Origin of the sequence: Streptomyces sp. CA-106110 (assembly GCF_050936285.1) — a bacterium.
In the GTDB taxonomy this organism is placed as follows: Bacteria; Actinomycetota; Actinomycetes; order Streptomycetales; family Streptomycetaceae; genus Streptomyces.
Genome location: NZ_JBNJNB010000001.1, coordinates 10,836,282 through 10,861,084 on the forward strand (window position 1 = coordinate 10,836,282; position 24,803 = coordinate 10,861,084).

Consider the following 24,803-nt stretch of genomic DNA (forward strand, 5'->3'; position numbering starts at 1 on the left):
TGAGTGTCAAGCGGCGTGGGGTTGTGCGTGGTGCGACCAGGCGGTCGCTTCGTCGTAGAGAGTGCGGGTCTTGAGGCATCCGTGGAGGATGCCGACGAGGCGGTTGCCGAGCTGGCGGAGCGCGGGGTTGTAGTCGGCTTCGCGGGCGCGTTGCTTGTCGTAGTAGCGGCGGGCGCCTGGTGAGGCCCGCAGCGCGGAGAACGCCTGGGCTTGCAGGGCGTCGGCGAGCCGGTTGTTGCGGACGTAGCGGGCCTGGACGGTGTGGCTCTTGCCGGAGGCCCGGGTGATGGGGCTGGTGCCCGCGTAGTTCTTGCGGGCCTTGGCGGAGGCGTAGCGGGTGGGGTCGTCCCCGAACTCGGCGAGCACCCGCGCGCCGGTGATCTGTCCGATGCCGGGCATCGAGAGGTAGATCTCAGCGTCCGGGTGCGCTCGAAAATGGGCCTTCACCTGCTCCTCCATCGCGGCTATCTGCTCGTTCAGCGCGATGATCACACGGGCGTGGGCGGTGGCGGTGGCCGCGTAGGCGGCGGTGACCGGCTCGGGCAGGCCGAGCTGCCGTTCGCGCAGCGCGGCCTGGATCGTGGCCGCTTTCGCGTCCCGGTTCCGCCGACGGGCGCGGGCCAGGACGGCGGTGATCTGGGTGCGGGTCAGCTTCGCCCCGGCCGCCGGGGTAGGCGCCTTGATCAGCAGTTCCAGCGCATCCGTGCTGGTCAGCGTCAGGTCCGCGTAGGCGTCAAGAGCGGCGGGGAAGTGCTCGCGCAGCGTGCTGCGCAGCCGTTGGAAGGTGCGGGTGCGTTCCCAGATGGGTGTAGCTCTCCTCGTGGGACGCGTTGAGCTGTCCGTTTGGTGACGGGGCCTGTCCGGCTCTGTGCTGCGCTCCTCCCAGTAGCAACCGCCACCGCGGCTCTTGTCGGTTCCGGTTTCACCGGCGCCTGAGCACGCGGAAGTTGTTGCCGTCAGGGTCGGCCAGCAGCACAGCGCCATCCCTGCCGTGGGCGGGGTCGAGACGCTTCGCCCCGAGGGAGAGCAGGCGCTCGACTTCGGCTTGCTGATCGTCGTCCGGCGCGAGGTCGAAGTGCAGGTCCTTGCCGGGGTCCGGCATGAGCGGCGGACCGCCCCACGTGATCTTCGTGCCGTCGTTCGGCGACTGGATGGCGGTCTCCTCGTCCTGGTCCCAGACCAGCGGCCAGCCCAGTGCCGCGCTCCAGAAGTAGCCCACGGCCTGCGAACCATCACAGGCGAGCGATCCGATGAAGCCGCAGCCGGCGAGGAAATTGTTGCCCGGTTCGATGACACAGAACTCGTTGCCCTCGGGATCGGCCAGCACCACATGGGATGCGTCCGGTCCCTGGCCGACGTCGGCGTGCTGCGCGCCGCAGGAGAGCTACAGCCAAGTCGAACGGTCCGATACGTACGTCGGGGAGGCGGGGCCGGCTGACTACGACGCTCAGCTGACACGGGGTCGGGGCGTTGCGTCCGGTCGCCGCGGCGATGGACGGCTTCCAGGGGGCCGGAGTGAGGGAGTTGGTGAGACGGAGAGGGTGGTGGGGGTTCCCGGCCCGCGTGACGGCGAGGACGTGGATGCCTTGCATCCCGGGCAGGGCGAGGACCTCGGCGACACGATCGGGCTTCGCGTGATTGCCCCACCCTGCGACGAGGGGGCCACCTGTCTCCCGGGCGACGGCGGCCGCTGCGCAAAGGTAGTCGTCGTTCTCAGGTCCCACCGGGTCCTTTGCGGTCCATAGGTCGCGTGGGTGGGTGGCCCGCCAGCTGTACAGGTTGACGATGTGCAGCGCCGAGCAGCCCCAAGCGTGGGCGAAGGCGATGCAGCGCCTGCTGGTGTGGTCGTCGGTTTGGGCGTCGGCGGTGCTCGGGTTGAGCAGGACAAAGACCGCGGTCTTTCCCAGGTCACCCCACTCGCGGACGAGGAGACGGCGGTAGCGGCCGCAAGGGGAGAGAACTGCGGACCGCCGCAGTTCGAGGGACACGGGCGGTAAGGCCGTCACTATCTTGGGTCCTCTTCTTCGTGGTCGGGGTTCGACAGTGGGGCGGCCGCGCTGGCCGACGGGTAGCGGACTGTGCGGGGGTGGTGGGGCTGCTGCGTCTCGATGGCCATGCGGGCGTTGAATGCGCAGGTGCTGCACTTAGCTTGCGATTTTAGCTTCTGTCGTCACTCTGTGTGTTTACCGGTGGTCGGTTCGCTCTTGCGGTAGGGCGGTCGCTTGGATTTCGGGCGGTTCTTCGAGCCTTTCGGGCGGCCTGGGCCGGGGCGGGTGGGTTTCGGCGAGTCGGCGGGTGTGCCGATGCGTGCGCGGAGTCGGCGGAAGCCGAGGCGGACCTTGTAGGGGCTGAGGGGCTTACCCGGGTCCGGTCTTGGGTGCCAGGGGCGGCGCAGGTCGTCCACGAGGTGGCGGGCGAGGCGTAGTTGGGCGTAGGCGCCCATGGTCAGGGACACCCACCGGTCGGTGGCTGCCGCCGAGCTCAGGTGCGCGCTGGCCAGGCCGAGATAGGACTTGGCGAAGCGGTGGAAGTGCTCCTGGTCGAAGCGCCGCAGGTAGGCCTTCCAGAGCAGGTCCGGGTCGGCCGGAACGGGGCCGGCGTGCCACAGCCACAGGTCCTTGGGTGGCTTGCGGCCGTCGGGCAGGTGGTCGACGACCACTTGCAGGACCGTGCCGCGCACGATCGGCAACTGCTTGTCCCGCGGCCAGTTGGCCCAGCGGCCGGTGCTGCCGAGTTTTTGGTGCAGTCCGCTCCAGGCGCGGACGGTCACGGTGCCGTACAGCTCGGACTCCACGGTGCGTTCGAAGTCGGGGGCGTGTCGTTTGGCGGGGTCGGAACAGGAGAACTCCGCGCCGTGGCGCAGCGGCGCGCCCATCTGGCCCGGTCGCCGGGGCGGGGGGTCGAGGTAGAAGACCCGGGTGGCACGTAGCCGGACCAGCAGTTGCACGTCATGGCCGGCCAGGGCGTGGGTGAGGTCGGTGGCGTAGTTGCCGGCGTCGAGCAGGACCAGCGGCGGCGGGTCGCCGGGCTGCCACTTCCCGGTCGCGGTCAGGTCTTTGAGCAGCCCGGTGATCTGGTCGATCGTGACGTCGGTGTGCTCCTCGCCGGGCCGCAGTCGGCGTGCCTCGATGGGGTCGACCCAGGAGGAGGACCCCCACTGGATGCCGACGAGCAGGCTGTAGGGCCAGCCGGGCAGCCAGCGGTCCCCGCCCTTGCCGCGGACCTGCACCATCGTCCGCTCGTCGGCGTACTCGGCGTCGGGGCGCGCGTGCGGAGTGGTGTCGATCGCGAACATCAGCGGCTCGTCCTCCCTGGCCGGGGCCGACAGGCCGATCAGCAGGTACCGCAAGCGGCTACTGCTTATCTGGCCATGGGCCAGGGCGTCGTAGACAGAGCCGTGTCGTCGGCGGAACTCCGGCTCCAAGGACAGCTCAACCGGTGATCGCACCGGGCCCTGCGCGCAGAGCATCGCGTCCGCCAACTCGAACAGGGCATCCCCGCGGCGGGTGAAGCAGGCATGGAGACCCGCACGGAACCTGGATAACTCGGACAACGCCTCGACGCGGGCAGGGGTGTCTTGCAGACTGTCCATCACGGCCTTCTGGTGCAGCTGGATCTCTGGCGAGAACCCAGCGTCACCCGAAGGCCGTTCCCATGTCCGGCGAACAGCAGAATCCAAACCTAAACGATCTTCACGTCCTAAAATCGCAAGCTTAGTGGTCGAGTTCGTAAGTCCTTCGGGGGTTGATCACGCTGCCTTGGCGACGGAGGATTCTTCCTGGTGATCGGCGGTATGCCGGTCGAGTCTGGCCAGCAGATTGTCCAGGTCGGAGGTGGTGAACTTCCACTGGAACGGCTGTGCCGTGGCGTTGTAGCGGTCTTCGAAAGATCGGAGCCGATCCCGGACCTGATTGAGGTCCGTGAAGTCGTTGGGCGAGACGACCTTGCGCTGGACGATCGAGAAGAAGATCTCCACCTGGTTCGTCCAGGAGGCGTGGACTGGGGTATGGACCATGACAGCGTTGGGGAAGGCGCGGGTCAGACGGTCGATGGCCTTCTGTCCGCGGTGGGAGGAGCCGTTGTCGACGATCCAGAAGACGCGTTCGGCGCTGGCGTACGGCTCTTGGCTCATGACCTGGGTGACCAGATTCATGAACGGGTTGATGCCGGTGGTGGGTTCGCAGCGGCCGAACACCTTCGCCCGGTGAACGTCGTAGGCGGCCAGGTAGGCCAAGGCGCCGCCGCGTTCGTAGGTGTGGTTGACGCGCATCGCCCGGGCCTGGCCGGGGGCCAGGGTGGGGTGGCAGCGGCAGCGGGCCTGGATGGAGGTCTTCTCGTCCGCAGAGATCACGTACTCGTCCTCGCGCAGTGAAACGCCGTCCCAGGCGCGGGCGTACAGGTCCATGATGCGGCTGGCCTTGGTGCGGAAGTCCGGGTCGCGGATGAAGATCCACGACCTGTGCTGCCAGGGCTTGAGCACGTCGTCCTTGAGCCAGCGCCGCACGGTGGAGGCGGAGACCGATCCGGCGATGGCCCGGGCGACCACCTCGCGGGCCAGTTCCGGACATGACCAGCGCGATAACGGCGTGGCGGTCTCGGCGGGCAGATGGCAGGCCAGGGCCTTGACCTCGGCGACTTGCAGCGCGGTGAACACCGGCGGACGGCCGCTGCGTTCACGGTCGGACAGCCCAGGCAGGCCGTGTTCGGCGAACCGGCTCCGCCAGAGGCGCACCGTGTCCAGGTGCAGGCCCGTCTCTCGGGCGATACGCGCGTTGGAGCGTCCGCGTGCCGCGTGCAGGACGATGTGCGTGCGCATCCGCAGCCGGTACTCGGTCTTGTGGCCGTAGGCCATCTTCTTCAGCCGCTTTCGCTCGGCGGCGGTCAGGGTTATCGGGCGGGCCGGGGCAACGGGCATGCAACGACGGCCGATCGGGAGAAGTGGATCACGACAGCCCGTATCCTGCCGTGCCCCGCCCTGCGGCCCCTCGGGCAGGATGGCTGCCATGCCCACACCCTCGGAGTCCACCCGGCTCTCACTCGAGCAGCGCCTTGGCGAGCATGCCCGCACCACCTGGCCGCAGATCAGGCGGCTGCACGTCCGTCACCGCGGAGCCTTTGCCTACGTGGAGGCGGAACTGGCGGACGGCGAACGGGTCACGCTGATGCGCCTGCGCTACGGCGGAACCGCCAGCAGGTGGGGCTTCGCCCTCTACTACGCCAGCAGCGACCGCTACGAGGACTCCCTCCTGCCCACCGGCGGCTTCGCCGGCACCCCCCAAGACGCCCTCGACTGCGCCTGCCACCTCCACCTCGCCGCACTCGGCACCTGACCAGGCGATACACACAACGTCGGCTCCCGCGTCAACCCCCGAAGGACTTCCGGCACGGACCACTAAGCTTGCGATTTTAGCTTCTGTCGTCACTCTGTGTGTTTACGGTGGTCGGTTCGCTCTTGCGGTAGGGCGGTCGCTTGGATTTCGGGCGGTTCTTCGAGCCTTTCGGGCGGCCTGGGCCGGGGCGGGTGGGTTTCGGCGAGTCGGCGGGTGTGCCGATGCGTGCGCGGAGTCGGCGGAAGCCGAGGCGGACCTTGTAGGGGCTGAGGGGCTTACCCGGGTCCGGTCTTGGGTGCCAGGGGCGGCGCAGGTCGTCCACGAGGTGGCGGGCGAGGCGTAGTTGGGCGTAGGCGCCCATGGTCAGGGACACCCACCGGTCGGTGGCTGCCGCCGAGCTCAGGTGGGCGCTGGCCAGGCCGAGATAGGACTTGGCGAAGCGGTGGAAGTGCTCCTGGTCGAAGCGCCGCAGGTAGGCCTTCCAGAGCAGGTCCGGGTCGGCCGGAACGGGGCCGGCGTGCCACAGCCACAGGTCCTTGGGTGGCTTGCGGCCGTCGGGCAGGTGGTCGACGACCACTTGCAGGACCGTGCCGCGCACGATCGGCAACTGCTTGTCCCGCGGCCAGTTGGCCCAGCGGCCGGTGCTGCCGAGTTTTGGTGCAGTCCGCTCCAGGCGCGGACGGTCACGGTGCCGTACAGCTCGGACTCCACGGTGCGTTCGAAGTCGGGGGCGTGTCGTTTGGCGGGGTCGGAACAGGAGAACTCCGCGCCGTGGCGCAGCGGCGCGCCCATCTGGCCCGGTCGCCGGGGCGGGGGGTCGAGGTAGAAGACCCGGGTGGCACGTAGCCGGACCAGCAGTTGCACGTCATGGCCGGCCAGGGCGTGGGTGAGGTCGGTGGCGTAGTTGCCGGCGTCGAGCAGGACCAGCGGCGGCGGGTCGCCGGGCTGCCACTTCCCGGTCGCGGTCAGGTCTTTGAGCAGCCCGGTGATCTGGTCGATCGTGACGTCGGTGTGCTCCTCGCCGGGCCGCAGTCGGCGTGCCTCGATGGGGTCGACCCAGGAGGAGGACCCCCACTGGATGCCGACGAGCAGGCTGTAGGGCCAGCCGGGCAGCCAGCGGTCCCCGCCCTTGCCGCGGACCTGCACCATCGTCCGCTCGTCGGCGTACTCGGCGTCGGGGCGCGCGTGCGGAGTGGTGTCGATCGCGAACATCAGCGGCTCGCCCGCCCTGGCCGGGGCCGACAGGCCGATCAGCAGGTACCGCAAGCGGCTACTGCTTATCTGGCCATGGGCCAGGGCGTCGTAGACAGAGCCGTGTCGTCGGCGGAACTCCGGCTCCAAGGACAGCTCAACCGGTGATCGCACCGGGCCCTGCGCGCACAGCATCGCGTCCGCCAACTCGAACAGGGCATCCCCGCGGCGGGTGAAGCAGGCATGGAGACCCGCACGGAACCTGGATAACTCGGACAACGCCTCGACGCGGGCAGGGGTGTCTTGCAGACTGTCCATCACGGCCTTCTGGTGCAGCTGGATCTCTGGCGAGAACCCAGCGTCACCCGAAGGCCGTTCCCATGTCCGGCGAACAGCAGAATCCAAACCTAAACGATCTTCACGTCCTAAAATCGCAAGCTTAGTGCCGGTCTCGTAGCCAGCCCCGCAGACTGGGCAGGTCTGGTAGGAGGCGAGTCGAGGTTGCTCGGGGTGCTGCGGATGCCAGTGCGAGACGGCCGTGCCGCCGGGGATGCGTGCCGCACTGGCGCACTGGCCGGGGTAGGCGGCAATCCACTCGGGGGAGCACTCAACCCAGCCCGCTGCGCGGAGTACCTCGGCGTTGGGTCCCGCCAGTTCGGCATTGAGGCGGCGGACTTCTTCGATGAGAATCCGGACGTCGTCCGGGGCGTGGGCCGTGAACTCGGCGTCAGCATCCGATGCCGAGTCCGCCGTCCAGAGGATGCTGGAATGAGTGGGGTCCTCCGGCGTTGTGCGGTTGACGCAGACGACTGCGGTGTTGCCAGTCCGAGTCGACAGTCAGGTGCCCGCGGTGACGGCGTTGAGGCGACCTTCGATCGCGACAAGTCGCTGCTCGGGGAGGGGCGTGTGGCCACTCATAGCGGTTCTCCTTCGGACGGCGTGCGCACCCTGGTGCGAGTGAGTGGCGGGATTTCGCGGTGTGGCCGACCGTCCAGGAGGGCTCCAGCAAGCTTCTTCCCGACGCGGATCATTTCGACGGGCTGCCCTAGGCCGTCAACCTGGTCTCGCAAGAGGACCCGTCGCGCTTGCGGCCGCATCCGGGCGGTGAGCCCGTCGGCGGGTGCCCATTCGCCCCACTGTTTGAGGAAGAAGTCGGTGCCTGCCTCCGCGCACTGACGGCGGAGGCTGCGGAGCCAGTTCGGATGCGTCGGCCGGGCTCGAGGGCCGGACTCACCTCCAGCGATCACCCAGTGCAGGGACTCGATGCGCACCCATTGGCCGCCGACGCGCTCCATGCCGTCGACAGCCGCCCCGTCGGGAGCGTCCGGGTGTGGGTTGGTGCCGGCGGACCGGTTGGTGAGGTACGGGTGCAGGTCGAGGTCCTCGAGGAGAGGTTCGCATGACAGGAAGCGGACGCTCGCCTTGACCTGCAGGAGGATCGGGATCCGCTGGTCGGCGCGCTCCTGGTCTTCGGCCGAGACGCCGATCCACACGTGCGGGGGCCACGAGCCGCCCCAGGGGGACATAGCCGCGATGTTCTCGGGCCGTTTCGTGAGAAGTTGCCACCGCAGCCAGGGCGTCTGCTCGATGAGGCGCCACAGCCGTTCACGGGCGTCGATGACGCCCGGGTGCCTCTCGAAAACGTCGGCCATGGATGCGCAGAACACCCTGGCGGGGAGACCGATGCGTTCGGCCTCGCGGTTCCACTTCAGCGGTGCCTGCCAGTACCGGTCCGACATCATTCGGCGTGGCCCGTTGAGGTGGAAGAGGTCCTGGCCCCAGCGGCGGGCGTCACGGTCGGCGTAGCAATTTCGGCAAGCTGGTGAGATCCGGGCGCATCCCCACCACGGATTGAAGGTGTTCTCGGTCCATTCGATGGAGCTGCCTTCACCCACGAGGGCCGCCTTCGGGCGGCAGGTCGCCGAGAGCGTTTGCCTGAGCTTCGATGGCGGCGGCTTGGTACCCGGCGACCTGGTAGGCGACGGTCATTGCGTCGTCCAGCCCGTACATGAAGGCGGCGCTGCCGACTCGGGACAGCTGTTGCCAGTCGTTGTCGACCCACACCCGCCGGCTCTGGGCGGCGCCATCCGTCACCGCCCATCGGTCCGTGCCGAGAGTCCATCGTTGAATCACGATTTCGCCGTAGCCACCTGCCTTGTTGGGCAGAGTGAGGGTCCCCTCGTAGCGTGGAGTCCGTGATACCAGGGGAAGTTGAGGTTCATGGGGTCCAAGCAACAGAGGTACGACGCTGAGTTCCGTGAGGGTGCTGTACGCATCGTGATCGAGACGGGGAAGCCGATCCCGGAGGTCGCCGAGGAACTCGGGGTCCATCCCGGCACGCTGCACAGCTGGGTCTCGCGGTGGCGCCGCAACGGCTCGGCTTCCTCCGACCGGCCCGCGCCGGCCGAGGCGAGTGGTCGGCTGCGGGAGGCCGAACGCGCCGAGCTGGAGCGGTTGCGGCGGGAGATGGGCGAGAAGAACAAGCGCATCCGCGAGCTGGAGATGGAGCGTGATGTCTTCAAACGCTGCATGGCCTTGTGGGTGAAGTAGCTGCTGCGGACCCGGCCCAGGTGGCCAGGATGATCAGCGACTGCAAGGCCGGGCAGAACATTCCGTACAACCTCGCGTGCCGTGTGCTGGGCGTGTCGGAGTCGTGGTTCTACAAGTGGCGGGATCGACCCGTCACCGCGCGCGAGGTGCGGCGTGGGGAACTGGCCGACGCGATCAAGCACATCTTCGACGCCTCGGGCGGCACCTACGGCTCCCCGAAGATCTGGATCATGCTCATACGGGAGGGATGGCGGGTATCGGTGAACACCGTCGCCAAGCTCATGGCCGAACTCGGCCTGGCCGGACGCAAGATACGCCGCAGGCGTGGGCTCACCCGTCCCGGCAGGCGGGCCGCGGCCCCGGACTTCGTGCGCCGTGACTTCACCGCCGACGCACCCGATCAGGTCTGGGCGGGCGACATGACGGAGATCGTCACGAGCGAGGGGAAGCTCCACCTGGCCACCGTGATCGATCTGTTCTCACGCCGCCTGCTCGGCTACGCGATGAGCGCCCACCATGATGCCGAACTCGTCGTGGCCTCCCTGCACATGGCCGCCGCCACCCGAGGCGGCGACGTCAAGGGCGTGATCTTCCACAGCGACAGGGGTTCGGAATACGTCTCTCGCCGGTTCAAGCGGACCTGCCGCCGCCTGGGCGTGACCCAGTCCATGGGCCGGGTCGGCTCGTGTTTCGACAATGCCGTCAGCGAGGCGTTCAACAGCGTGCTCAAGGTCGAGTACGTTCACCGGCACACCTTCGCCACCCGCACCGAGGCCCGACTGAAGATCGCCACGTGGATCACCGGGTTCTACAACACCCATCGGCTACACAGCGTGTGCGGCTACCGCAGTCCGATCGACTACGAACACGACCACCGGGCTAACTCCGTCCTGGAGCTGGCCGCTTAGCAGGCCTCCACAGTTCGAGGGGATTGACAGAGGGATGTGGAGCTCCGTGGCCAAGCGCCGCAACTGCGTGTACTTCTTCAGTACCTGGACGCAGTCAGGGGTGCAGGTGGGATTGCTTTCGCGGGCAAGCGCACGTCGAAGGGCGCTGAATCGCATATCGAGTCTCCTGCTTGGATCTAGTGGCGATGCGGTGGTGTGGCAGCCGGGGCGGCCGGGCTCGTGGTCAACGGCCGCCCCGGGCCGATCGGGGGGTCCCGTAGGCGACGGAACGTGGCCTGACACGACGCTGTCGTGCGGCAGGCCGTGCACATTCCTGCGGTCAGGACGATTGGTGCGATTGAGGCGTGATGGTCATGGCGACGCTCTGCTCATGCGGGCAGGTAGTGAAGTCGGACGGCCATGTCGTCGTCTGCGGTGGCCCAGTGCAGGGTCCAGGGGTATTCGGCGTCCGGAGGCTCCCATTCGAAGTACGCCCAGCGGAGTTCAACGTCCTTGTCTGTGACGTCGTCGTAGGCGTCCATGCGCCTCAGGTGCGCGTTCATCGCGGCGACGGCCTTCACCGGGTCCGCAGTGAGCGCGACCATGTCGTCGTCGGCGAGCTCGGCCAGCAGTACGCCCTCGTATTGGACGTCGTTGAAGTCATGGGCGGTGGGGTGGAACCGGCCCATGGGGAGCTCGGGCACCGGCCCGAGTTCGTCGAGGTAGCGTAGGCCGGCGTAGTCGGCGTGGACGCGCAGGTTGGAGCGCGTCCCGTCGAGGCGGACATACACGTGTGCACCGTCGACGCGCGTGATGACACCGGACAGGTCGCTGTCCGGTTCGCGACAGAAGGCGTATGTGACGCGGCGCCCCTCCTGCGCCATGGGGTGCGCTGTTCCAGTAGTCATGCTGCAGTGGGCTCCTTACGTCGGTGGTGGGCGGCGGCGCGCGGCCCGACTGCGTGAATCGGGCGGCTTTACGGGTGCGCGCGGTCTGGCGTCGGTTCGCACACGTGCGTTGTGGCTGTTGCGGTGCGAAATTCAGGCGCCTGCCGTGACCAAGCCGTGGGGTTCGGACAGGGCCCCCAGGGCCTGCTGCCACGGGCGGGTGAGGGTGCAGTAGTGCCTGTCGTCGAGGAGGTCGCGAACGACGAGGGTCTCCATGAGCGCTTCGACAAGGCTGGTTGAGGCGTTGCGGGTCTGGGCGCACAGCCCCTTCGTCAGATCCAAGAGGACGGCGTTGCCGGCTTGACGGGCAGCCTCGCCAGCTGCACGGCGTCCGTCGGCGAGGGCGGCGGTCCTTCGCCGGTCGGCCGTGTGCCAGGCCAGACGATCGCGGGCGTGCCATCGGGCGGCGAGCCGCTCGGCGTCTTGGGGGGTCAGCTCGGTGACGCGTTCGTACAGGGCGAGGACGTCTGTCCCGTTCGGGCCGAGGGCCTCCCGGATCGTTGCTTCGCCGGTGACCCGGAGGCTGCGCATCTTGATCCAATGCGGCCGCTGCTGATGTGCGCCGTAGTGGTGGGTGCCGATCGGCTCGACTTGTAGAAGCCGCCAGCTGGTCAGCTGGCCGAGCGGGGTGTGGGGCGCCCATCCGGCGAGCGTGTCGACTGTCTCCGCTTTGGAGGTGTGCGCGTGGAGCCACTCCTCGGGCGGGGCATCGAAGGGCAGTTCGGCGCGGGGGCCGTCGGGGTGCTCGATGCGTTCATCGACCTGCGCTGTGGCGTATGACGCGGCCGGTGAAACAGCCATCCAGTGCTGCTTGGAGGAGCTGCGTTCAGGGTTGGGGAGGGGCATCTGGTCGGTGCCTTTCGCGTCGATGGGTGGCGGGCAGGGCGGAGCCGGTGCTGCCCCGCCGATCGATGGAGCGGGGTGCACTGCACTGGCCGAAGGCCCAGTTCCCGACGGGTGTGGGTACTGCCGCGGAGGGAGTTCGCGGCGGCTGCTGCGGTCTGCCGTCAGTCGGCAGCCGCTGTGAGTGCTGTATCGGCCTGTGGTGTTCGGAGTGTGGTCAGGCGCGGGGCGGGCGCTGCCTGTTGAAGGCATCGATGACGTGCTGGGGGAGCCGGCCGGTGGTCGGCACGTCCAGGCCCTCTGCTCTCGCCCAGGCTCGGATGACGGCTGTCGGCGGTGTGCTGTAGCGCAGACGGTTCAGCTGCCCTTGTGCGCTCGTCCTCCTCATCCTCAGTGTGGCAATGTCAGCCTCTGCGCGGGCGATCGCGATGGTCCTGCGGTGGGGTTGAGCGTGATCTCCGAGAGCATCTTCGAAAGCGTCGATGATGTCTCGCTGAACGGGGCCACCGGAGTTGACGGAATGGCCCTGCTGCCTCGCCCACAACCTGATCAGCGCCGTGGCCAGTCCTGGGCCACCGAGTCGTCGAATCCGGGCGCGCGCAGCGCGGATCTCCCGATTCATTAACTGGATCTGCTCCCTGAGCTGGTCCTGGCGTTCAACTCGAGTGGTTTCGACGAAGTCGTCAAGGAGGCGACGAATGTGGGCGGCCTGGTCCTTGCTGGTCTGGTTGTGGGCCTGCCGCTCAGCCCACTGCAGGGACGCGAGTCCGCGCCTCAGTTCGGCGTCCAGGTCAGAGGGCTGTCGGCACCCTTCAGATCGGCGGCTCACGGCTGTGTTGGAGTGCGTGAGCGTGGTCATGAAATCGCTCCTTTCGATGAGCGCCGCCCTCTTGGCGCGGAGGCGCCGCATACCCGCTGGTGGCAACCGCAGATGGCCCCATCGCTCGCGGCGGACCGTGCGCGGGAGAGACGAATCGCCTTAGGGAGGCGCTGCGGTGCCGCTCGATGCTGGAGAACCGGCTCCGGCCAGCAGGCAGCGCCTGCATGACGCTGTCCTGCCAGCCGGAGTGGGGGTGGGGGAGCGGTCCGTCGCGTCCCATGCCGCCCGTGGCGGACCGGGTTCATACGCCGCGATGAGGCCCGAGATGCGTGCAGAGGCGCCGGTTCTCCGACCCGGGGCGGCGGCAGCCTTGGGGGCGGGTTCGCGATCCGCCCACGGGGCAGGGCATCACGACCTCGCCGACGTTGTCAGCGGAGGGTGCGTGAAGCATCTGGACGCGGGTGTTCTCTGCGCGCTGGACGGGCGCGCACTCACGTCGCCGAGATGCTCCCAAGGAGATCACCGAGGGTAGATCCGGATCTGCCTGCGGGCCCTGAGGGCGGTGTGTTCAACGTCCCGCGGGCTGGCGAGGGATTCGGGAGCGAAGCTCGGGAGGGAGGGAGTCGAGTTCCCGCCGGTCGGCGGCCCTTTCCCGGGACTAGGCGCTCCCGAAGGCGAGGGTGCAGCCCGGGCAGGGACTCTCGCCGCGGGCCTCATGGCATTCGTGGCCTTCCACGCCGCCGCAGGGAGCGGTGATGCCGTGCTCGGTGGCGAGGTCGTACAGCTCGTCTGTGACGCCGGTGAGCAAGCTGATGTCGCTTGCGCTGAATCCGTCCTGGAGCAGCGACAGGGCGACTGCCTGCGCGGCGTCGAGTACGCGGGGCAGCGTGGCGGACGTTGTCATTTCAGGTGTCCTTTCGGGTGGAACGGTTACTGGGAAAGGCGGACTGGCATGAGGAGGTAGCGCAGCGCCTGGTCATCGGTGCCGTGACCGCGCAGGAGTGCTGGCTTGGTGGGGGAGGTGAACCCGAAGTCGACGGCTTCGCAGGTCAGCGCTTTGAGTCCGTCGATGAGGTACTGGGGATTGAAGGCGATACTGATTGCGCCGCCGTCGAGGGTCGTGTCGACGTTGTCGACGGCCTGAGCGTCGTCGTTAGTACCGGCTTCCAGTACGAGTGGGCCATGGGACCCGAAGGTGAGCCGGATCGGGTGCGATGCCTTGGAGACCAGGGCGACGCGCTGGACGGCGGCTGTGAGCGCGGCGATCTCGACTGGGTGCGGATCCTTCTGAGGGAAGGTTGTTGATCAAGTGCTGGGTTGGTTGTGGTGCTGGTCGGGGTAGGTGCGCTGATGCTCGCGGGTGTGGTGGTAGGCGAGGTAGGTGTCGAGGTCGCCGTTGGCGTGGACAGCGCGGAGTTTGAGGACGGCTTCGGCGCTGGCGAGGCCCCAGCGGGCTCCGGTGATGTCGAGGCGGTCGCCCACGAGGTGCCGGCACGCGCCTTCGACCGATCCGGTTGCGATGGGCCAGCCCTTGTCCAGTGCGGTGTCGTAGCGGAGCTGGTCGAGGTGGCCGGACAGGTAGCGCACGCAGGTGTCGACGCTGTCCCGTTTCGCCCCGGTGAGCTGTTCCTTCTCGGCGCGGGCGGTCATCTCGCCGGCGACGCGGGCGGCGTGTCCGTGCAGGATCGCGGTGAGTGTCTCGGCGGCGAAAGTCTCGGCCTCCAGGCTGCCGACAGGATGGAAGGCGTGCGCGGCCGTCCACGCGTACTCGGCGACATGGACGAAGTCGATCAAGATGTGGATCTTGGCGTTGCGGCGCTGTGCTTCGGCTTCGGCGAGGTCGAGTTGGTGGCGGGCGCCGTCGACGAGGATGAGCCAGGGCCGGTGATGGCCCGGGTCACGGTCGGTGGCCTGGGTGAATGCCTCGGCGATCACGTCGTCGGGGTCGTGGATCAGGGAGGCGGTGCACCACCGGTTGACCGCTTTCGGGCCGGGCCGCACCGTCCGCAGGCGGGTACGGCCGCCGGGTGGGTGGACGATGTCGTGCGGACGGCGCTGGGCGGGGTGGGTGTCGTGGACGCAGGCGATGGTCGCCATGCGTTTCCGGTTCGGTTTCTCGCCCGGTGCGAGCCGCGCCTGCCTGCCCTGCCGCTTCTTTGCCTCGGCCGCGCGGCGGGTGGCCTCGCGTAACGCTTCGGGCCGCATCACCACCCCCTTCTGGTCGACCTGGATGACCAGCGGCATGTCGGCCGTGCACGGGGAGGCGATCTTGTGGTGGTAGAAGGCGTCGATGTCGCCGGCGGCCTCGACGGTCAGGCTCTCGGCCCGGCGTTTGCCCAGTACCGGCCCGCACCGGTCGGTGATCGCCGCGACGGCCTGCGCGTAGGAACCACGGACCGCCTCGCGCACGGCGAGGCGTTTGACGCCGTGGCTGTGCCGGCCGCGTGGCAGCGACAACTGGGCGTCGGCCGGGTGCACGTTCGACAGGCCCCGGCTCCGCCAGGCGCACCGCGTCACACTCACCGTGCCGAACAAGCAGGTCAGCTGCCGGGCATGCCCCCTCTCGCGGTACGGCCGCACCTCGCGGTCCGGACCGAAGACCGCCCGAGGCGGCGGCGCCTGCTCTTCACGGGCCGCCCGCAGGTCGAGGTGGTCCTGGAAGAACCGGCGCAGGATCTCCCGGCCATCGGTCTCGATCAGCTGTTCCACCGCGGCATGGTCCAACTCGGCGGTCTCGGGTGCCGACAGCCGTGCTGCCAGCGACTCCACCGCTTCCATCGAGCAGGCAAACGGGTCAGGGACATCGTGGGTGTCGTAGCGTTCCATCCGGGCTCTTCTTCCGGCCGTCGTTCCTGGTTGGCACCTACGACGGTAGGAAGAAGAGCCCCTTGACCACCGGGAGTTGGCTCACCGCACCGAACCGGTCGCCGTCCTTCCGGCCGACGCGGTGAACAGTGCGGGTGTCTGTTCGTCCAGCCAGCCCCGCTCGACCAGCCGCTTCAGTTTCGACCGCGTCCCCTCGATTTTCGACGTCTGCGCGGGCAGGCCGATCCTCGGCACGACCTGCTTCGCCTGCACCGACTCGGGCCCGTCGTCGATCACGTCCACGATGTCGCGGTAGACCGCAGGGAGATCCGCGCTGCTCATCCCCTCCCGCCACACGGTCACCGTCTGCGCTCCCACCACCCGGCCCCCGCCCACCGGCTCGACCGCGTCCACGGCCACTCCCTCAGCCGCGAGTTCCTCCAGCGTCTCCCGCGTCACGGTCAACCGTTCCAGCCGGTCCCGCTCAGCCTCCAGCCGCACGGTCAACACGGCGATCTCCCGCTCGAGTTCCTCCACCCGGGACCGCACCGCCGCCTGCCGAGCCTCCAGTTCCCCGATCAACGAGCCCATCCGGCACCGCCTCCTCTACCCGCACGGTAGAGACGACAACACCCCACCCACACCCAGATCAGCAAAACCCCAGTTCAACCGTCCCCCGAGAGGATCCGCACCCATCCACGATTCACTCCTTCACGTCGGAGGTGCTGGGGATGTGGAGCGGATGGAATGAGCCGGTCTCCACCGCCTTGCTCGGCAACTGGGCGGACCCTCTCTACCACCAAGGCCGCCTGACCCTTGATGACTTGAACAAGCTGAGGTCAGAGGCCAGCGTCATCCACCGGCAGCTCACCCCGGTCTGGCGCCGCAAGATCAACCGGTCGCGGCTGCTGCTGCTCGACACCCCGCTCGGCGACGGGCTGACCCTGTACGACCTGGTCCCCGGACAGGCCGATGCCGACACCGGAGTGGAGCCCGGTTTCGAGGACCCACGCCTGACCGAGATTCTGGAGGCCCTCTCGCCGGCCGAGCGAGCGGTGGCACTCGCCCTCGCCGACCCCGGGGTCACCACCTGGGCCGAAGCGGCCGTGGCCGCTGGTGCTACGCAGCCGGAGCTCCAGGGCGAGCGGGTCCGCCGGAAGGTGAAGCGGCTCGCTGCGCGCAGCACCGACCGCTCTCCGGCGGCCGAGGCGATCACGGGGAGCAGCCGATGAGCGCCCTCAACCCCGTCTCAGCCCGCCCGGCCCGGCGTCGGGAGGTGGTGTTGCGGATCGCCCTGCCGAGCATTCCGGCCTGTACCTCGATACTAGGCACCGGCGGCGTCGGCGCGGCCCTGGTCCACGGCACCATCCCGGCAGCATCTCCGCTCGTGTGGCCGCTCGTGGTCCTCGCCCTCGGCGCGATGGCGTACGACGTCGGGCTCCGTGCCCTGCGCCGCCGCGCCGGCTGACCGCGCGGCTGGACGGCAACGAGGTCCTTCCCGGCCTGGGTGAGTGCGGCCCGCCCCGCACTTACCGCACCCTGGGCCTGGCGCTCGCGAAGCTGGGCCTCGGCCACGTTGTGCTGGGCCAGCTGCAGCATGTGCTGCGCCTCCGTGGTCGCCGCCTCGGCGGCGCGGGCCTCGACCCCCTGGGCGGCACCGGTGACCTCTCGGCTGCGGGCGCTGGCCGGGCGGGAAGTCGCCTTCGCGGGCGAGGGGGGACCAGCAAGGTCGTTTCCCCTTCCCAGATCGCGCTAGACGAGTCTGTCCAAATACGTTCAGTGATCGAAGGCGGTCAGTGAGCGGCTGACCGCCTGGCCGGTCTGGAAGTTGTGCCAGATTGCGGCCGCCAGCGCCAGCACGCGCTGAGCGACTCGCACGGCGACGCCCTCGTGGGTGCGTGCACCGTGTTGTTCCAGGTCGAGCTGGCCTTTGAGGGTGTCATTGACCGACTCGATGAGCTGGCGGACCTTCTTAAGCATCGGCTCGCCCGGACGCAGGACCTCCTTCCTACGGGAGGGCCGCAACAGCGTGATGCCCTGTGCGGACAGTGACTGCTCGAACGGCTTGGATGCGAAGCCCTTGTCGGTGATCAGCAGCAGACCGGGCCGCTCACTAACCAGACGGGCGTCAATCTCCAGCATGGCGGCCAGCACCTCCCGCTCGCCGAGCTTCGGGTCGGCCAGGGCCCACAGGACCGGCATCCCGGCCGGCGTGCACACCAGGTACAGCCGCAGCCCCCAGAAGTACCGTGAATGCGACGCGCAGTAGCCGTAGTTCGCCCATCCCGCCAGCTCCGACCGCTTGACGGTGGGACGGGACATCCCGCACGGCACCGGGGTCGAGTCGGCGATCCATACGGTGTCGTGCCAGAAGTCCGTGTCCTTCGCCAGTATCCGGATCACCCGCTTGATCTGCGGCAGCGCGGCCCGCAGCCGTTTGTTGTAGCCGGAGTCCTGCGGGATGAACGGGAACAGGGGTCGGTAGTGCGCACGCAGGTGCCGCAGCCAGCGGGCCTCGGAATGGAAGCCCAGCAGTGCCTGCATGACGGCCAGGCACAGCAACTCCGAGTGACTGAGCTTCGGCGGCCGTCCGGGCAGACGGCCGATCCCCGCCCACTCGTCGTCGATCTTCACGTACAGTGCGGTCACGAGGGTGTTCAGTTCTGTCGTCACAAACGGATCTTGAACACCCTCTCTTCATGCCCGCAGGCATTTGGACAGACTCGCCTAGTAGGGCTTGGTTACCTTGGGTGAGTAGCGGTGTGTCGTCTCTCGGAGGTGAGGGGAATGACACCGCAGGAGCTCACGGAGGCCCAACAGCGGTTGGAGTCGCTCGCGGCCGAGGTGTTCGGCTCGTTCGGGCGGGTGGATCAGCGGCGGTGGGGCGAGCGGTATGTGCGGGGGCTGCTGGGCGCGGGGCGGCGCAAGTCGATGGAGCCGATGGCCGCCCGGCTGGGGGTGGACCGGCAGGGCCTGCAGCAGTTCCTGGCCGACTCCCCGTGGTCGCACCAGATGGTGCTGGCCGAGCTGGCCTGGCGGATGGAGCCGGCCATCCACCCGGCAGCCTGGGTGATCGACGACGTGTCCTTCCCCAAGGACGGTCATGCCTCCCCGGGGGTGGCCGCGCAGTACTGCGGCGCGCTGGGCAAGACCGCCAACTGCCAGGTCGCGCCGAGTCTGCACCTGGTCACCGACGCCGCCTCCTGCCCGGTGAACTGGCGGCTGTTCCTGCCCGCCGAATGGGATCCGGCCACCGCAGACGAGCCCGAGAGCGCCGTCCTGCGGCGCCGTCGGGCGCGCGTCCCCGATGAGGTCGGGCACGTGCCGAAGTGGCAGCTGGCCGTGGACATGGTCGACGAGCTGCGCTGCTGGGGCCTGGATCCGCCGCTGGTGGTGGCCGACGAGGGCTACGGGCAGGACGGGGCCTTTCGCCTGGCACTGGAGGAGCGGGAGATCGCGTATGTCGTCGGGGTGCAGTCGGATACCGCGGTGTTGCCCCAGACGGCGGCGCGCACCGCCCCGCCGTGGTCGGGCACCGGGCGGCCGCCGGTGCCCTGCTACCGGGACAAGCCGGTGTCGGTCCGCGAGATCGTGCTGGCCGCCGGGCGCGGCGCACGGCACCGCGTCACCTGGCGGCGCGGCTCGAAGGGGCCGCTGCGCTCGTACTTCGTCGCGCTGCGGGTCCGGCCGGCCGGAGCGCGGGTCCGCCGGGCGCACCCCGGTGAGGACCTGCCGGTGTGCTGGCTGCTGGCCGAGTGGCCCGCCAAAGAGCCGGAGCCGACCAAGTACTGGCTGTCCACCTTGCCCGCCCACGTTCCCCTGCGGCGCCTGGTGCGGCTGGCGAAGATCCGCTGGCGGGTCGAGCACGACTACCGGGAATTGAAGACCGCCCTGGGGCTGGGCCACTTCGAGGGACGCACCTACCAGGGCTTCCTGCGACATCTCACGCTGGCCTCGGTGGCGCAGGCGTTCTGCACCCTGGAGCGACTGTGCCCGCCAGCACCGGCCACGGTCTGACGATCTACCAGGTCGTGGCCGGGCTCCAAGTCCTCCTCGTCTGCTGGGCCGGGGCGTGCCCCACCTGCCGAAGACCCTGGCCCTGATACGACACGCTCGCCCCCTACCTGACCAAGCCCTACTAGGGGCGGGGTTGAGGAGCGCTGACGTCACATCGTGCGCCAGGGATTGCGTGCACAACGGCTCCCGTGCACGAGAGCGGAGCCCAAGCGGGGCGCATCACCCGGCACGGACGACCGCTCACGGTGCTGCTGCCGGTCGAGGCCCCCGAAGTGTCGGAGGGTCTGTGGTGCGTATGACCTGACTCTATGAGGGCCGGGCCCCCTTCCCTGCACAGCCCGGTGGATTCTGGTTCCGGGTCCCATACGTGCTCGGGAAGGAGGCCCTCAATGTCGGTCTACGTCGGCATCGACGTGCACCGCAAGCGCTCGCAGATCGCGGTCGTTGATCACGATGGCGCGGTGCAGGTGAATCGGAAGGTGCCCAACGGGGTCGAGTCGGTGCTCTCGGTGATCGGGGATCTTCCGATCGGAGCCCCGGTGGCCTTCGAGGCCGCTTACGGCTGGGGCTGGCTGGTGGAACTGCTGGAGGACTACGGCTTCGAGCCGCACCTGGTGCACCCGCTGCGGTGCAAGGCCATCGCCTCCGCGCGGCTGAAGAACGACAAGGTCGACGCGGCGACCCTTGCCCAACTGCTCCGTGCGGATCTGCTGCCGGAGGCGTGGATCGCCCCGCTGGATGTGCGCCAGCAACGGGCTCTGCTGCGTCACCGCTGCCAGCTGGTGCGTCTGCGCACGCTGCTACGCAACCGTGTCCATGCCGTCCTGGCGGACTACGGCTGCGACCGCTCTGGCAGCTACTTCACCGCTCCGGGACGGGTCTGGCTCGACGGCTTGGACCTGCCGGACGCCTCGCACCGCGTGGTCGACGATCTTCTGGTCCTGATGGACGCGCTCAAAGAGCCGATCGACGCCCTGGACCAGCAGCTGGTCGCGCACGCCCGTGGTGATCCGCGGGTCAAATCCCTCACCCAGCTGCCGGGGGTGGGTACGCTCACCGCCCTGATCATCGTTGCCGAGATCGGTGACATCAGCCGTTTCCCCTCCGCCCGCAAGCTCACCGCGTGGGCGGGGCTCACCCCGACGGTCCGCGGCTCGGACATGACTGTCCGGCACGGCCACATCTCCAAACAGGGTTCGGACTGGCTGCGGTGGATCTTGTGTGAAGCCGCCCAGACCGCCAAGCGGTCTCCGGAGTTCGCCGCCTCCTACCAGCGCCTCGCCCGGCGCCGGGGCAAGAAGATCGCCACTACCGCGATCGCCCGCCGCCTGTTGGCCCGCGCCTACCATCTGCTGCGCGCAGTCCAGGCCCCACCCGACCGGCAGAGGACTCGATGACACCAGCCGACGACAACCGCCAGGGGCGGTCGCAGACCCCGGGTGAGCTCGCATTTGCCCATGAGACGGGCTGTCGCCCGTGCTCGATGACCTGACTGAGCAGCCCGGATCCCCCGAACCACGGTCATGGCGCCGGCCCGCCCGGCCAGACGCCGAATGGGTGGATGTGAGTCCCACTCCGCCAGACCATCAGCACATCGGGGACGTCAACGACCAAACCCCTGAACATTGGTGACGCTTCCTCGCTCCCGGTCCAGGGCCCTGCACGGCAGCCCTGCCAGACGAGCACGAGGAAGACCCACAAAGGAAAGCACCTCGGCGAACAACAAAAAGCCGCAGGTCGGGGGCACTTCTACGCTTGACAAGCCCGGCCCTCATGGGTGGGGGAATGATCAGAGGGGCGGCTGGATCAGGCGAACCGCGAGCCGCTTGCTGTCCTCGTCGACCTCCACCATGCACAGGCCCCGTCCGTCCGCGAAGCTCACGATCCGCGCGTGCACGGAATGCTGCGGGAGCGTGGGGAGCTGAAACGGGTCAGCAGCGGCCGTCAAGAGGGCCGCATCGAGGGAACGTCGCGCCCACGGCAGGAGGTGCTGGAGGTCGTCGGAGACCTCGGCGCTGAGGTCGATCTCGTAGGCCACGAGGCCAGACTACGGCCGCAGGGAAGGGGCGATGGCCCGAACTACCGCATCGGACAGCATGGCAGGGCGTTCGGCACGGCCAGCCCGCTCGTCTGCGATGCGCTGCGCCATGGCGACCACGGCGGGGCTGGCAAGGCCGCGCGCACGTGCGTCCCAGGCAGCCAGAACCTTTCCGATGCCGGGCAGCTCGGTGCTGTCGATCTCGTCATTGAAGGCGGCGCGGGATTCGGCCGGGAGGGCAGCGCGCACGCTGCGGATGGTGGGCCCGGCCTGAGGGAAGGGGCCGGTGTCCGCGGGCTGGGCGCTCATGCTTCCTCCGAGTGGAATCACCATTCGTGATTGCGAGGGTATCCGGGAGGAACGGCGGTGTGCCAGCACACCGACCGAATGGGTGACGACATCTTGGCGCGGGCCGCGTGGCCGCCTCCTGCTCTGCCCTCCGTACTCAGGGTGGTACGAGAGCACCCTTGTCCTTCATTGACAGATGAACGCTCAAGGCTGATCCGAGAGGCTTGCGCAATCGGGCAAGAATGATCTTGGTGTGGGATTCGGCCTGAGTCGCACTCCTCCAGCCCCTTGCCGGGGCAGCGTGACGCCCTCGCCTGCCTCGAACGAGGTGAATCACCCCTCCGGCCCGTCGCGGTCGCTTCCGAGGGCAACGAACCGGGGCCCGGCGGACACGCTGTCTACGGTCGCGCGGTCCTCGAGGGGCCCCGTCGGTCAGGGTTGGGGCCCCTCGGGTGGGCGCGTGGCCCACGTGGGGGGAGCGGATCAGACGCGCCATCAGATCCAACGAAGCGGCCGCGGCCGGGTCACACGCGGCCGCCACGACCGGCGGGGCAGCGGGCGCTTTCGGCGCGGCCGGGACCTTCGCGGCCGCGAGCTTCGCGATGGGGGCCTTCGGGCTGGTCTTCGCGGGCTGCCGGGTGCTCGAGGAATCGTTGGTACCCGCGGCGCCCGTGCCGCTGTGGCTGGTCCCGTACAGGGTGCACGGCCGCGGTCCGGCCGGGACGTAGTCGCCCGCCGCGGTGTGCGTGACCGGTCAGTGGGTCTGGTTCTCCTGGGCTTCGCCAGGGTCCTGCGCCGTTTCCCAGCTGAAGGATGCGAGGGTGTTGATTTCCTCGTCCGTGTCGGCGTGTCCGTCTTCGTGGTGGCCGCCCCAGCGGTGGGCCCAGTGCCCGATGACGGCGACCGCACCGAGCAGCAGCCCGACCAGACAGACCAGGCCGACTGCGAATCCGGCCATGCTCAGCAGGCTGTATCCGGCCAGGCGCGCCAACATTTTGCCCAGGTCCATACATCCACACATTCCCCGCGGATGGTGCGGTCGTAGCGCTGCGTGGCGAATCCGTGCTCCGAAAGTGCCCGTGCCGCAATGCGCCCCCGGACTGAGTCGCAGACGGTACTGACAATCACCCGAGAGTGACCTCGCACCAGACCGTCTTGGCGTACGGGTCGCCTCACGCCGAGCCGTGCGCGGCCCGCCCACAGTCAGGGGTCATGAGCACCATCCCCGAGCCAGAGCCGGCCCGCCCGTGGCGCCCGGAGGACGGCCGGGAGCCCATGGTGTGGACCTGGCCCAGGAGCGACCCCCCAGGCGCTGTGGGTGTGGTCGGGCGACGCGTGGCGGTAGCTGCAGCGAGTCCGTGGCCTGACGTGCGCTCCGCACGCGGTCATCCTGCGGGCCCAATGCCGGTGCGGATTACTACAGTTGCTGTACCGACCGCGCCCGTGCGGCCGGGATCCGTTCAGGAAGGAGCCCTTAAGGTGCGTATACGAAGACGTGCGGCGGGTGTCGCGCTCATCCTGGCGGCCGCGTCGTTCAATCTGCTCGGTGCCCCCGGCACGGCAGCGGCAGAGCCCCAGGGCGGCATCGTTCTGCCCGTGCGCTCTCACTGGCAGACCCTCGCCGACAGCCGCCTTGTGTACGTCAGCGCGCCCGGCGACGACGCGGTCCTGGCCACCGACCACGACGGGCAGGTCGTGAAGAAGGTGGAGGGTCTCGTCGGGGCGCGGGGCATGGCCGAGTCGGCCGACGAGTCCAGCCTGTACGTGGCGCTCCCGGGCGCTGACGCGATCTCCGTCATCGACACCGCGACCTTGACCGAGACGCGGCGCATCTCAACCGGGGTCGGCACCGCACCGGAAAGTCTCGCCCTCGCCGGCGGCCGGCTGTTCTTCGGCTACCAGGCCGACCCCTTCTACGCCGGCATCGGGTCGGTCGCCATCGCCGAGGCGACCCCGACCGTCAGCCTGGACGACAACCCCGTCTGGTACGGCAAGCCGCGACTCGCCTCGTCGTCGGGCGCGCCCGACCGGCTCGTCGCCGCGGAGAGCCAGGGCGCCGGGGGCATGCGCGTGTACGACGTGGGCTCCGGCACACTTCAGGAGACCGCCTACACCGGCGCCGTCGGCGATGTCGAAGACGTGGCGGTGACCCCGGACGGCAGCAGCGCGATCACCGCGAACGGCTCCAACTACTACCACCAGCGGTGGCGCCTGTCGGACCTGACGGAGGAGGCCCAGTACGACACCGGCCCCTATCCCAACTCCGTCGCTGTCGACTCCCACGGCACGGTCGCCGCGGGGATCGTGGCGGGAGGGGCGTGGGACGTCTACATCTACCGCCCGGGAGAGACCGCCGCCTACCGCACGGTCGCGTTGTCGCCGGGGTACGCGGATCTGCTTGACCGAGGCGTGGCCTGGGCGCCCGACGGCAACAGGCTGTTCACCACCCGCTTCCCCTACTCGGGCGAAGTCATTCTCGACATCGTCACCGACGTCGCCAAGGCATCCAGCACGATCACTCTGTCCGCCCCGCCGACGAACCCCGTCGGCACGCCGGTCACCGTGATGGGGAAACTGACCTCGCTGGCCCCCTTCCCCAAGCACAGAACGGTCACGGTGACGCGCAGCGGCGTGCAGCTGCCCGACGTGAAGGTCAAACAGAACGGCACCTTCAGCTTCAGTGACACCCCGCCCGACTGGAACACGTATCCCCAGTACACGGTCACCTACGCGGGCGACGCCCAGCATGTGCCCGGCACGGCGACCGTCATGGTCGAGTTCGTCGGCTGACCAGGCCAGGCAGTTTGCCCGAGCCCGTCACAACGGTGTGGGGCCGGCGACCTCCGGGACACCGGCCCCACACCTGGGTGTCGCCAAAGCCGGGCGCCGCACTTGGCTGAGAAGGCCAAGTGCCGCGCACAGTTACGAAATGCCCGCCTGGACCGGGCACAGACGTGGCGCCAACGTCAGGTGCGTGACGCACTCGAGGGGCCCCGCCTGCAAGGTCTCGGGGCCCCTCGAGCGGGTGCGGCGTTCGAAGGGAGGGGGATCGAACAGGCGCACCACCAGGACCAACGAACCACGTCC

Annotated in this window: 26 protein-coding genes and 2 pseudogenes; 9 read left to right on the top strand and 19 right to left on the bottom strand. The window is 68.9% G+C overall.

All coding sequences use genetic code 11. The features are described 5' to 3' along the window. Positions 1-6 precede the first annotated feature (6 nt). The 5 genes and pseudogenes from ACQEXA_RS49915 to ACQEXA_RS49935 form a co-directional block, all read right to left on the bottom strand. Positions 7-984, bottom strand: coding sequence for a transposase (locus ACQEXA_RS49915; RefSeq protein WP_433133204.1), 978 nt, complete (start codon positions 982-984; stop codon positions 7-9). Further along, positions 923-1,384, bottom strand: a pseudogene (locus ACQEXA_RS49920) (VOC family protein); the annotation flags it as partial. The pseudogene ACQEXA_RS49920 and the gene ACQEXA_RS49915, both read right to left, overlap by 62 nt. 163 nt (positions 1,385-1,547) lie before the next feature. Then, a pseudogene (locus ACQEXA_RS49925) lies at positions 1,548-2,144 on the bottom strand (DUF1643 domain-containing protein); the annotation flags it as partial. Positions 2,145-2,170: 26 nt separating this feature from the next. Continuing rightward, positions 2,171-3,592: a transposase gene (locus tag ACQEXA_RS49930; RefSeq protein ID WP_433133206.1), complete on the bottom strand. Its 1,422-nt coding sequence runs from the start codon at positions 3,590-3,592 to the stop codon at positions 2,171-2,173. A gap of 156 nt (positions 3,593-3,748) precedes the next feature. Next, a complete protein-coding gene (locus ACQEXA_RS49935; RefSeq protein ID WP_432920486.1) occupies positions 3,749-4,915 on the bottom strand; it encodes an IS630 family transposase in 1,167 nt (388 codons plus the stop codon). 88 nt (positions 4,916-5,003) lie between these two features. Here ACQEXA_RS49935 and ACQEXA_RS49940 point away from each other — a divergent pair, with 88 nt between their 5' ends. Continuing rightward, positions 5,004-5,330 (top strand): PH domain-containing protein, encoded by a 327-nt coding sequence (locus ACQEXA_RS49940; RefSeq protein ID WP_432920489.1) that lies wholly within the window; start codon positions 5,004-5,006, stop codon positions 5,328-5,330. Between the two features lie 76 nt (positions 5,331-5,406). Here ACQEXA_RS49940 and ACQEXA_RS49945 read toward each other — a convergent pair whose 3' ends face one another. The 4 genes from ACQEXA_RS49945 to ACQEXA_RS49960 all read right to left on the bottom strand — a co-directional run bounded on the left by ACQEXA_RS49945 (position 5,407) and on the right by ACQEXA_RS49960 (position 8,615). Further along, entirely contained in the window at positions 5,407-5,703 is a 297-nt protein-coding gene (locus ACQEXA_RS49945) for a hypothetical protein (RefSeq protein ID WP_432920495.1), read from the bottom strand. 26 nt (positions 5,704-5,729) lie between these two features. Further along, the gene (locus ACQEXA_RS49950; protein ID WP_432920492.1) at positions 5,730-6,839 is read right to left on the bottom strand and encodes a transposase; all 1,110 of its coding nucleotides are present in this window, start codon (positions 6,837-6,839) and stop codon (positions 5,730-5,732) included. A gap of 596 nt (positions 6,840-7,435) precedes the next feature. Next, the gene (locus tag ACQEXA_RS49955; protein WP_433133208.1) at positions 7,436-8,416 is read right to left on the bottom strand and encodes a DUF5131 family protein; all 981 of its coding nucleotides are present in this window, start codon (positions 8,414-8,416) and stop codon (positions 7,436-7,438) included. Then, complete coding sequence (locus tag ACQEXA_RS49960; protein ID WP_433133210.1) at positions 8,409-8,615, bottom strand: hypothetical protein; 207 nt, start codon at positions 8,613-8,615, stop codon at positions 8,409-8,411. Before ACQEXA_RS49960 ends, ACQEXA_RS49955 begins: the two co-directional genes overlap by 8 nt. 126 nt (positions 8,616-8,741) lie before the next feature. Here ACQEXA_RS49960 and ACQEXA_RS49965 point away from each other — a divergent pair, with 126 nt between their 5' ends. After that, positions 8,742-9,071 carry a transposase gene (locus ACQEXA_RS49965; protein ID WP_432940867.1) on the top strand — a complete coding sequence of 110 codons (330 nt, stop codon included), beginning with the start codon at positions 8,742-8,744 and terminating at the stop codon, positions 9,069-9,071. A gap of 29 nt (positions 9,072-9,100) precedes the next feature. Continuing rightward, positions 9,101-9,979 carry an IS3 family transposase gene (locus ACQEXA_RS49970; protein WP_433133212.1) on the top strand — a complete coding sequence of 293 codons (879 nt, stop codon included), beginning with the start codon at positions 9,101-9,103 and terminating at the stop codon, positions 9,977-9,979. Between the two features lie 368 nt (positions 9,980-10,347). Here ACQEXA_RS49970 and ACQEXA_RS49975 read toward each other — a convergent pair whose 3' ends face one another. From ACQEXA_RS49975 to ACQEXA_RS49990, 4 genes are all read right to left on the bottom strand, one after another. Next, on the bottom strand, positions 10,348-10,866 hold the full coding sequence (locus ACQEXA_RS49975) for a hypothetical protein (RefSeq protein ID WP_432923522.1): 519 nt from the start codon (positions 10,864-10,866) through the stop codon (positions 10,348-10,350). Between the two features lie 132 nt (positions 10,867-10,998). Beyond that, positions 10,999-11,706 (bottom strand): hypothetical protein, encoded by a 708-nt coding sequence (locus ACQEXA_RS49980; protein WP_433133214.1) that lies wholly within the window; start codon positions 11,704-11,706, stop codon positions 10,999-11,001. A gap of 259 nt (positions 11,707-11,965) precedes the next feature. Then, positions 11,966-12,607, bottom strand: coding sequence for an Lsr2 family DNA-binding protein (locus ACQEXA_RS49985; RefSeq protein ID WP_433133215.1), 642 nt, complete (start codon positions 12,605-12,607; stop codon positions 11,966-11,968). A gap of 619 nt (positions 12,608-13,226) precedes the next feature. Further along, positions 13,227-13,472 (bottom strand): hypothetical protein, encoded by a 246-nt coding sequence (locus ACQEXA_RS49990; protein WP_432923516.1) that lies wholly within the window; start codon positions 13,470-13,472, stop codon positions 13,227-13,229. Between the two features lie 17 nt (positions 13,473-13,489). On the opposite strand from ACQEXA_RS49990, the gene ACQEXA_RS49995 reads away from it, so the two are divergent. Further along, on the top strand, positions 13,490-13,873 hold the full coding sequence (locus ACQEXA_RS49995) for a hypothetical protein (RefSeq protein WP_432923514.1): 384 nt from the start codon (positions 13,490-13,492) through the stop codon (positions 13,871-13,873). On the opposite strand, the gene ACQEXA_RS50000 is transcribed toward ACQEXA_RS49995, so the two are convergent. Further along, positions 13,874-15,394 carry an ISKra4 family transposase gene (locus ACQEXA_RS50000; RefSeq protein ID WP_433133217.1) on the bottom strand — a complete coding sequence of 507 codons (1,521 nt, stop codon included), beginning with the start codon at positions 15,392-15,394 and terminating at the stop codon, positions 13,874-13,876. 81 nt (positions 15,395-15,475) lie between these two features. Further along, positions 15,476-15,964 (bottom strand): hypothetical protein, encoded by a 489-nt coding sequence (locus ACQEXA_RS50005; protein ID WP_433131810.1) that lies wholly within the window; start codon positions 15,962-15,964, stop codon positions 15,476-15,478. Between the two features lie 140 nt (positions 15,965-16,104). Here ACQEXA_RS50005 and ACQEXA_RS50010 point away from each other — a divergent pair, with 140 nt between their 5' ends. Continuing rightward, positions 16,105-16,605 carry a hypothetical protein gene (locus ACQEXA_RS50010; RefSeq protein WP_432923509.1) on the top strand — a complete coding sequence of 167 codons (501 nt, stop codon included), beginning with the start codon at positions 16,105-16,107 and terminating at the stop codon, positions 16,603-16,605. Then, positions 16,602-16,841, top strand: coding sequence for a hypothetical protein (locus ACQEXA_RS50015; RefSeq protein ID WP_432923506.1), 240 nt, complete (start codon positions 16,602-16,604; stop codon positions 16,839-16,841). The genes ACQEXA_RS50010 and ACQEXA_RS50015 overlap by 4 nt, the downstream gene beginning before the upstream one ends. A 308-nt stretch (positions 16,842-17,149) precedes the next feature. Here ACQEXA_RS50015 and ACQEXA_RS50020 read toward each other — a convergent pair whose 3' ends face one another. Further along, positions 17,150-18,046 (bottom strand): IS982 family transposase, encoded by an 897-nt coding sequence (locus tag ACQEXA_RS50020; RefSeq protein WP_433133219.1) that lies wholly within the window; start codon positions 18,044-18,046, stop codon positions 17,150-17,152. 114 nt (positions 18,047-18,160) lie between these two features. On the opposite strand from ACQEXA_RS50020, the gene ACQEXA_RS50025 reads away from it, so the two are divergent. Both ACQEXA_RS50025 and ACQEXA_RS50030 read left to right on the top strand, forming a co-directional pair. Further along, entirely contained in the window at positions 18,161-19,390 is a 1,230-nt protein-coding gene (locus ACQEXA_RS50025) for an IS701 family transposase (RefSeq protein WP_433133221.1), read from the top strand. 389 nt (positions 19,391-19,779) lie between these two features. Next, a complete protein-coding gene (locus ACQEXA_RS50030; RefSeq protein WP_433133223.1) occupies positions 19,780-20,787 on the top strand; it encodes an IS110 family transposase in 1,008 nt (335 codons plus the stop codon). A 392-nt stretch (positions 20,788-21,179) separates the two neighbouring features. Here ACQEXA_RS50030 and ACQEXA_RS50035 read toward each other — a convergent pair whose 3' ends face one another. The 3 genes from ACQEXA_RS50035 to ACQEXA_RS50045 form a co-directional block, all read right to left on the bottom strand. After that, positions 21,180-21,428 carry a hypothetical protein gene (locus tag ACQEXA_RS50035; protein WP_432923497.1) on the bottom strand — a complete coding sequence of 83 codons (249 nt, stop codon included), beginning with the start codon at positions 21,426-21,428 and terminating at the stop codon, positions 21,180-21,182. A gap of 9 nt (positions 21,429-21,437) precedes the next feature. Further along, the gene (locus ACQEXA_RS50040; protein WP_432923494.1) at positions 21,438-21,737 is read right to left on the bottom strand and encodes a hypothetical protein; all 300 of its coding nucleotides are present in this window, start codon (positions 21,735-21,737) and stop codon (positions 21,438-21,440) included. A gap of 733 nt (positions 21,738-22,470) precedes the next feature. Then, positions 22,471-22,725 (bottom strand): hypothetical protein, encoded by a 255-nt coding sequence (locus tag ACQEXA_RS50045; protein ID WP_432923491.1) that lies wholly within the window; start codon positions 22,723-22,725, stop codon positions 22,471-22,473. Positions 22,726-23,195: 470 nt separating this feature from the next. On the opposite strand from ACQEXA_RS50045, the gene ACQEXA_RS50050 reads away from it, so the two are divergent. Beyond that, on the top strand, positions 23,196-24,506 hold the full coding sequence (locus tag ACQEXA_RS50050) for a hypothetical protein (protein WP_432923489.1): 1,311 nt from the start codon (positions 23,196-23,198) through the stop codon (positions 24,504-24,506). The last annotated feature ends 297 nt before the right edge of the window (positions 24,507-24,803 follow it).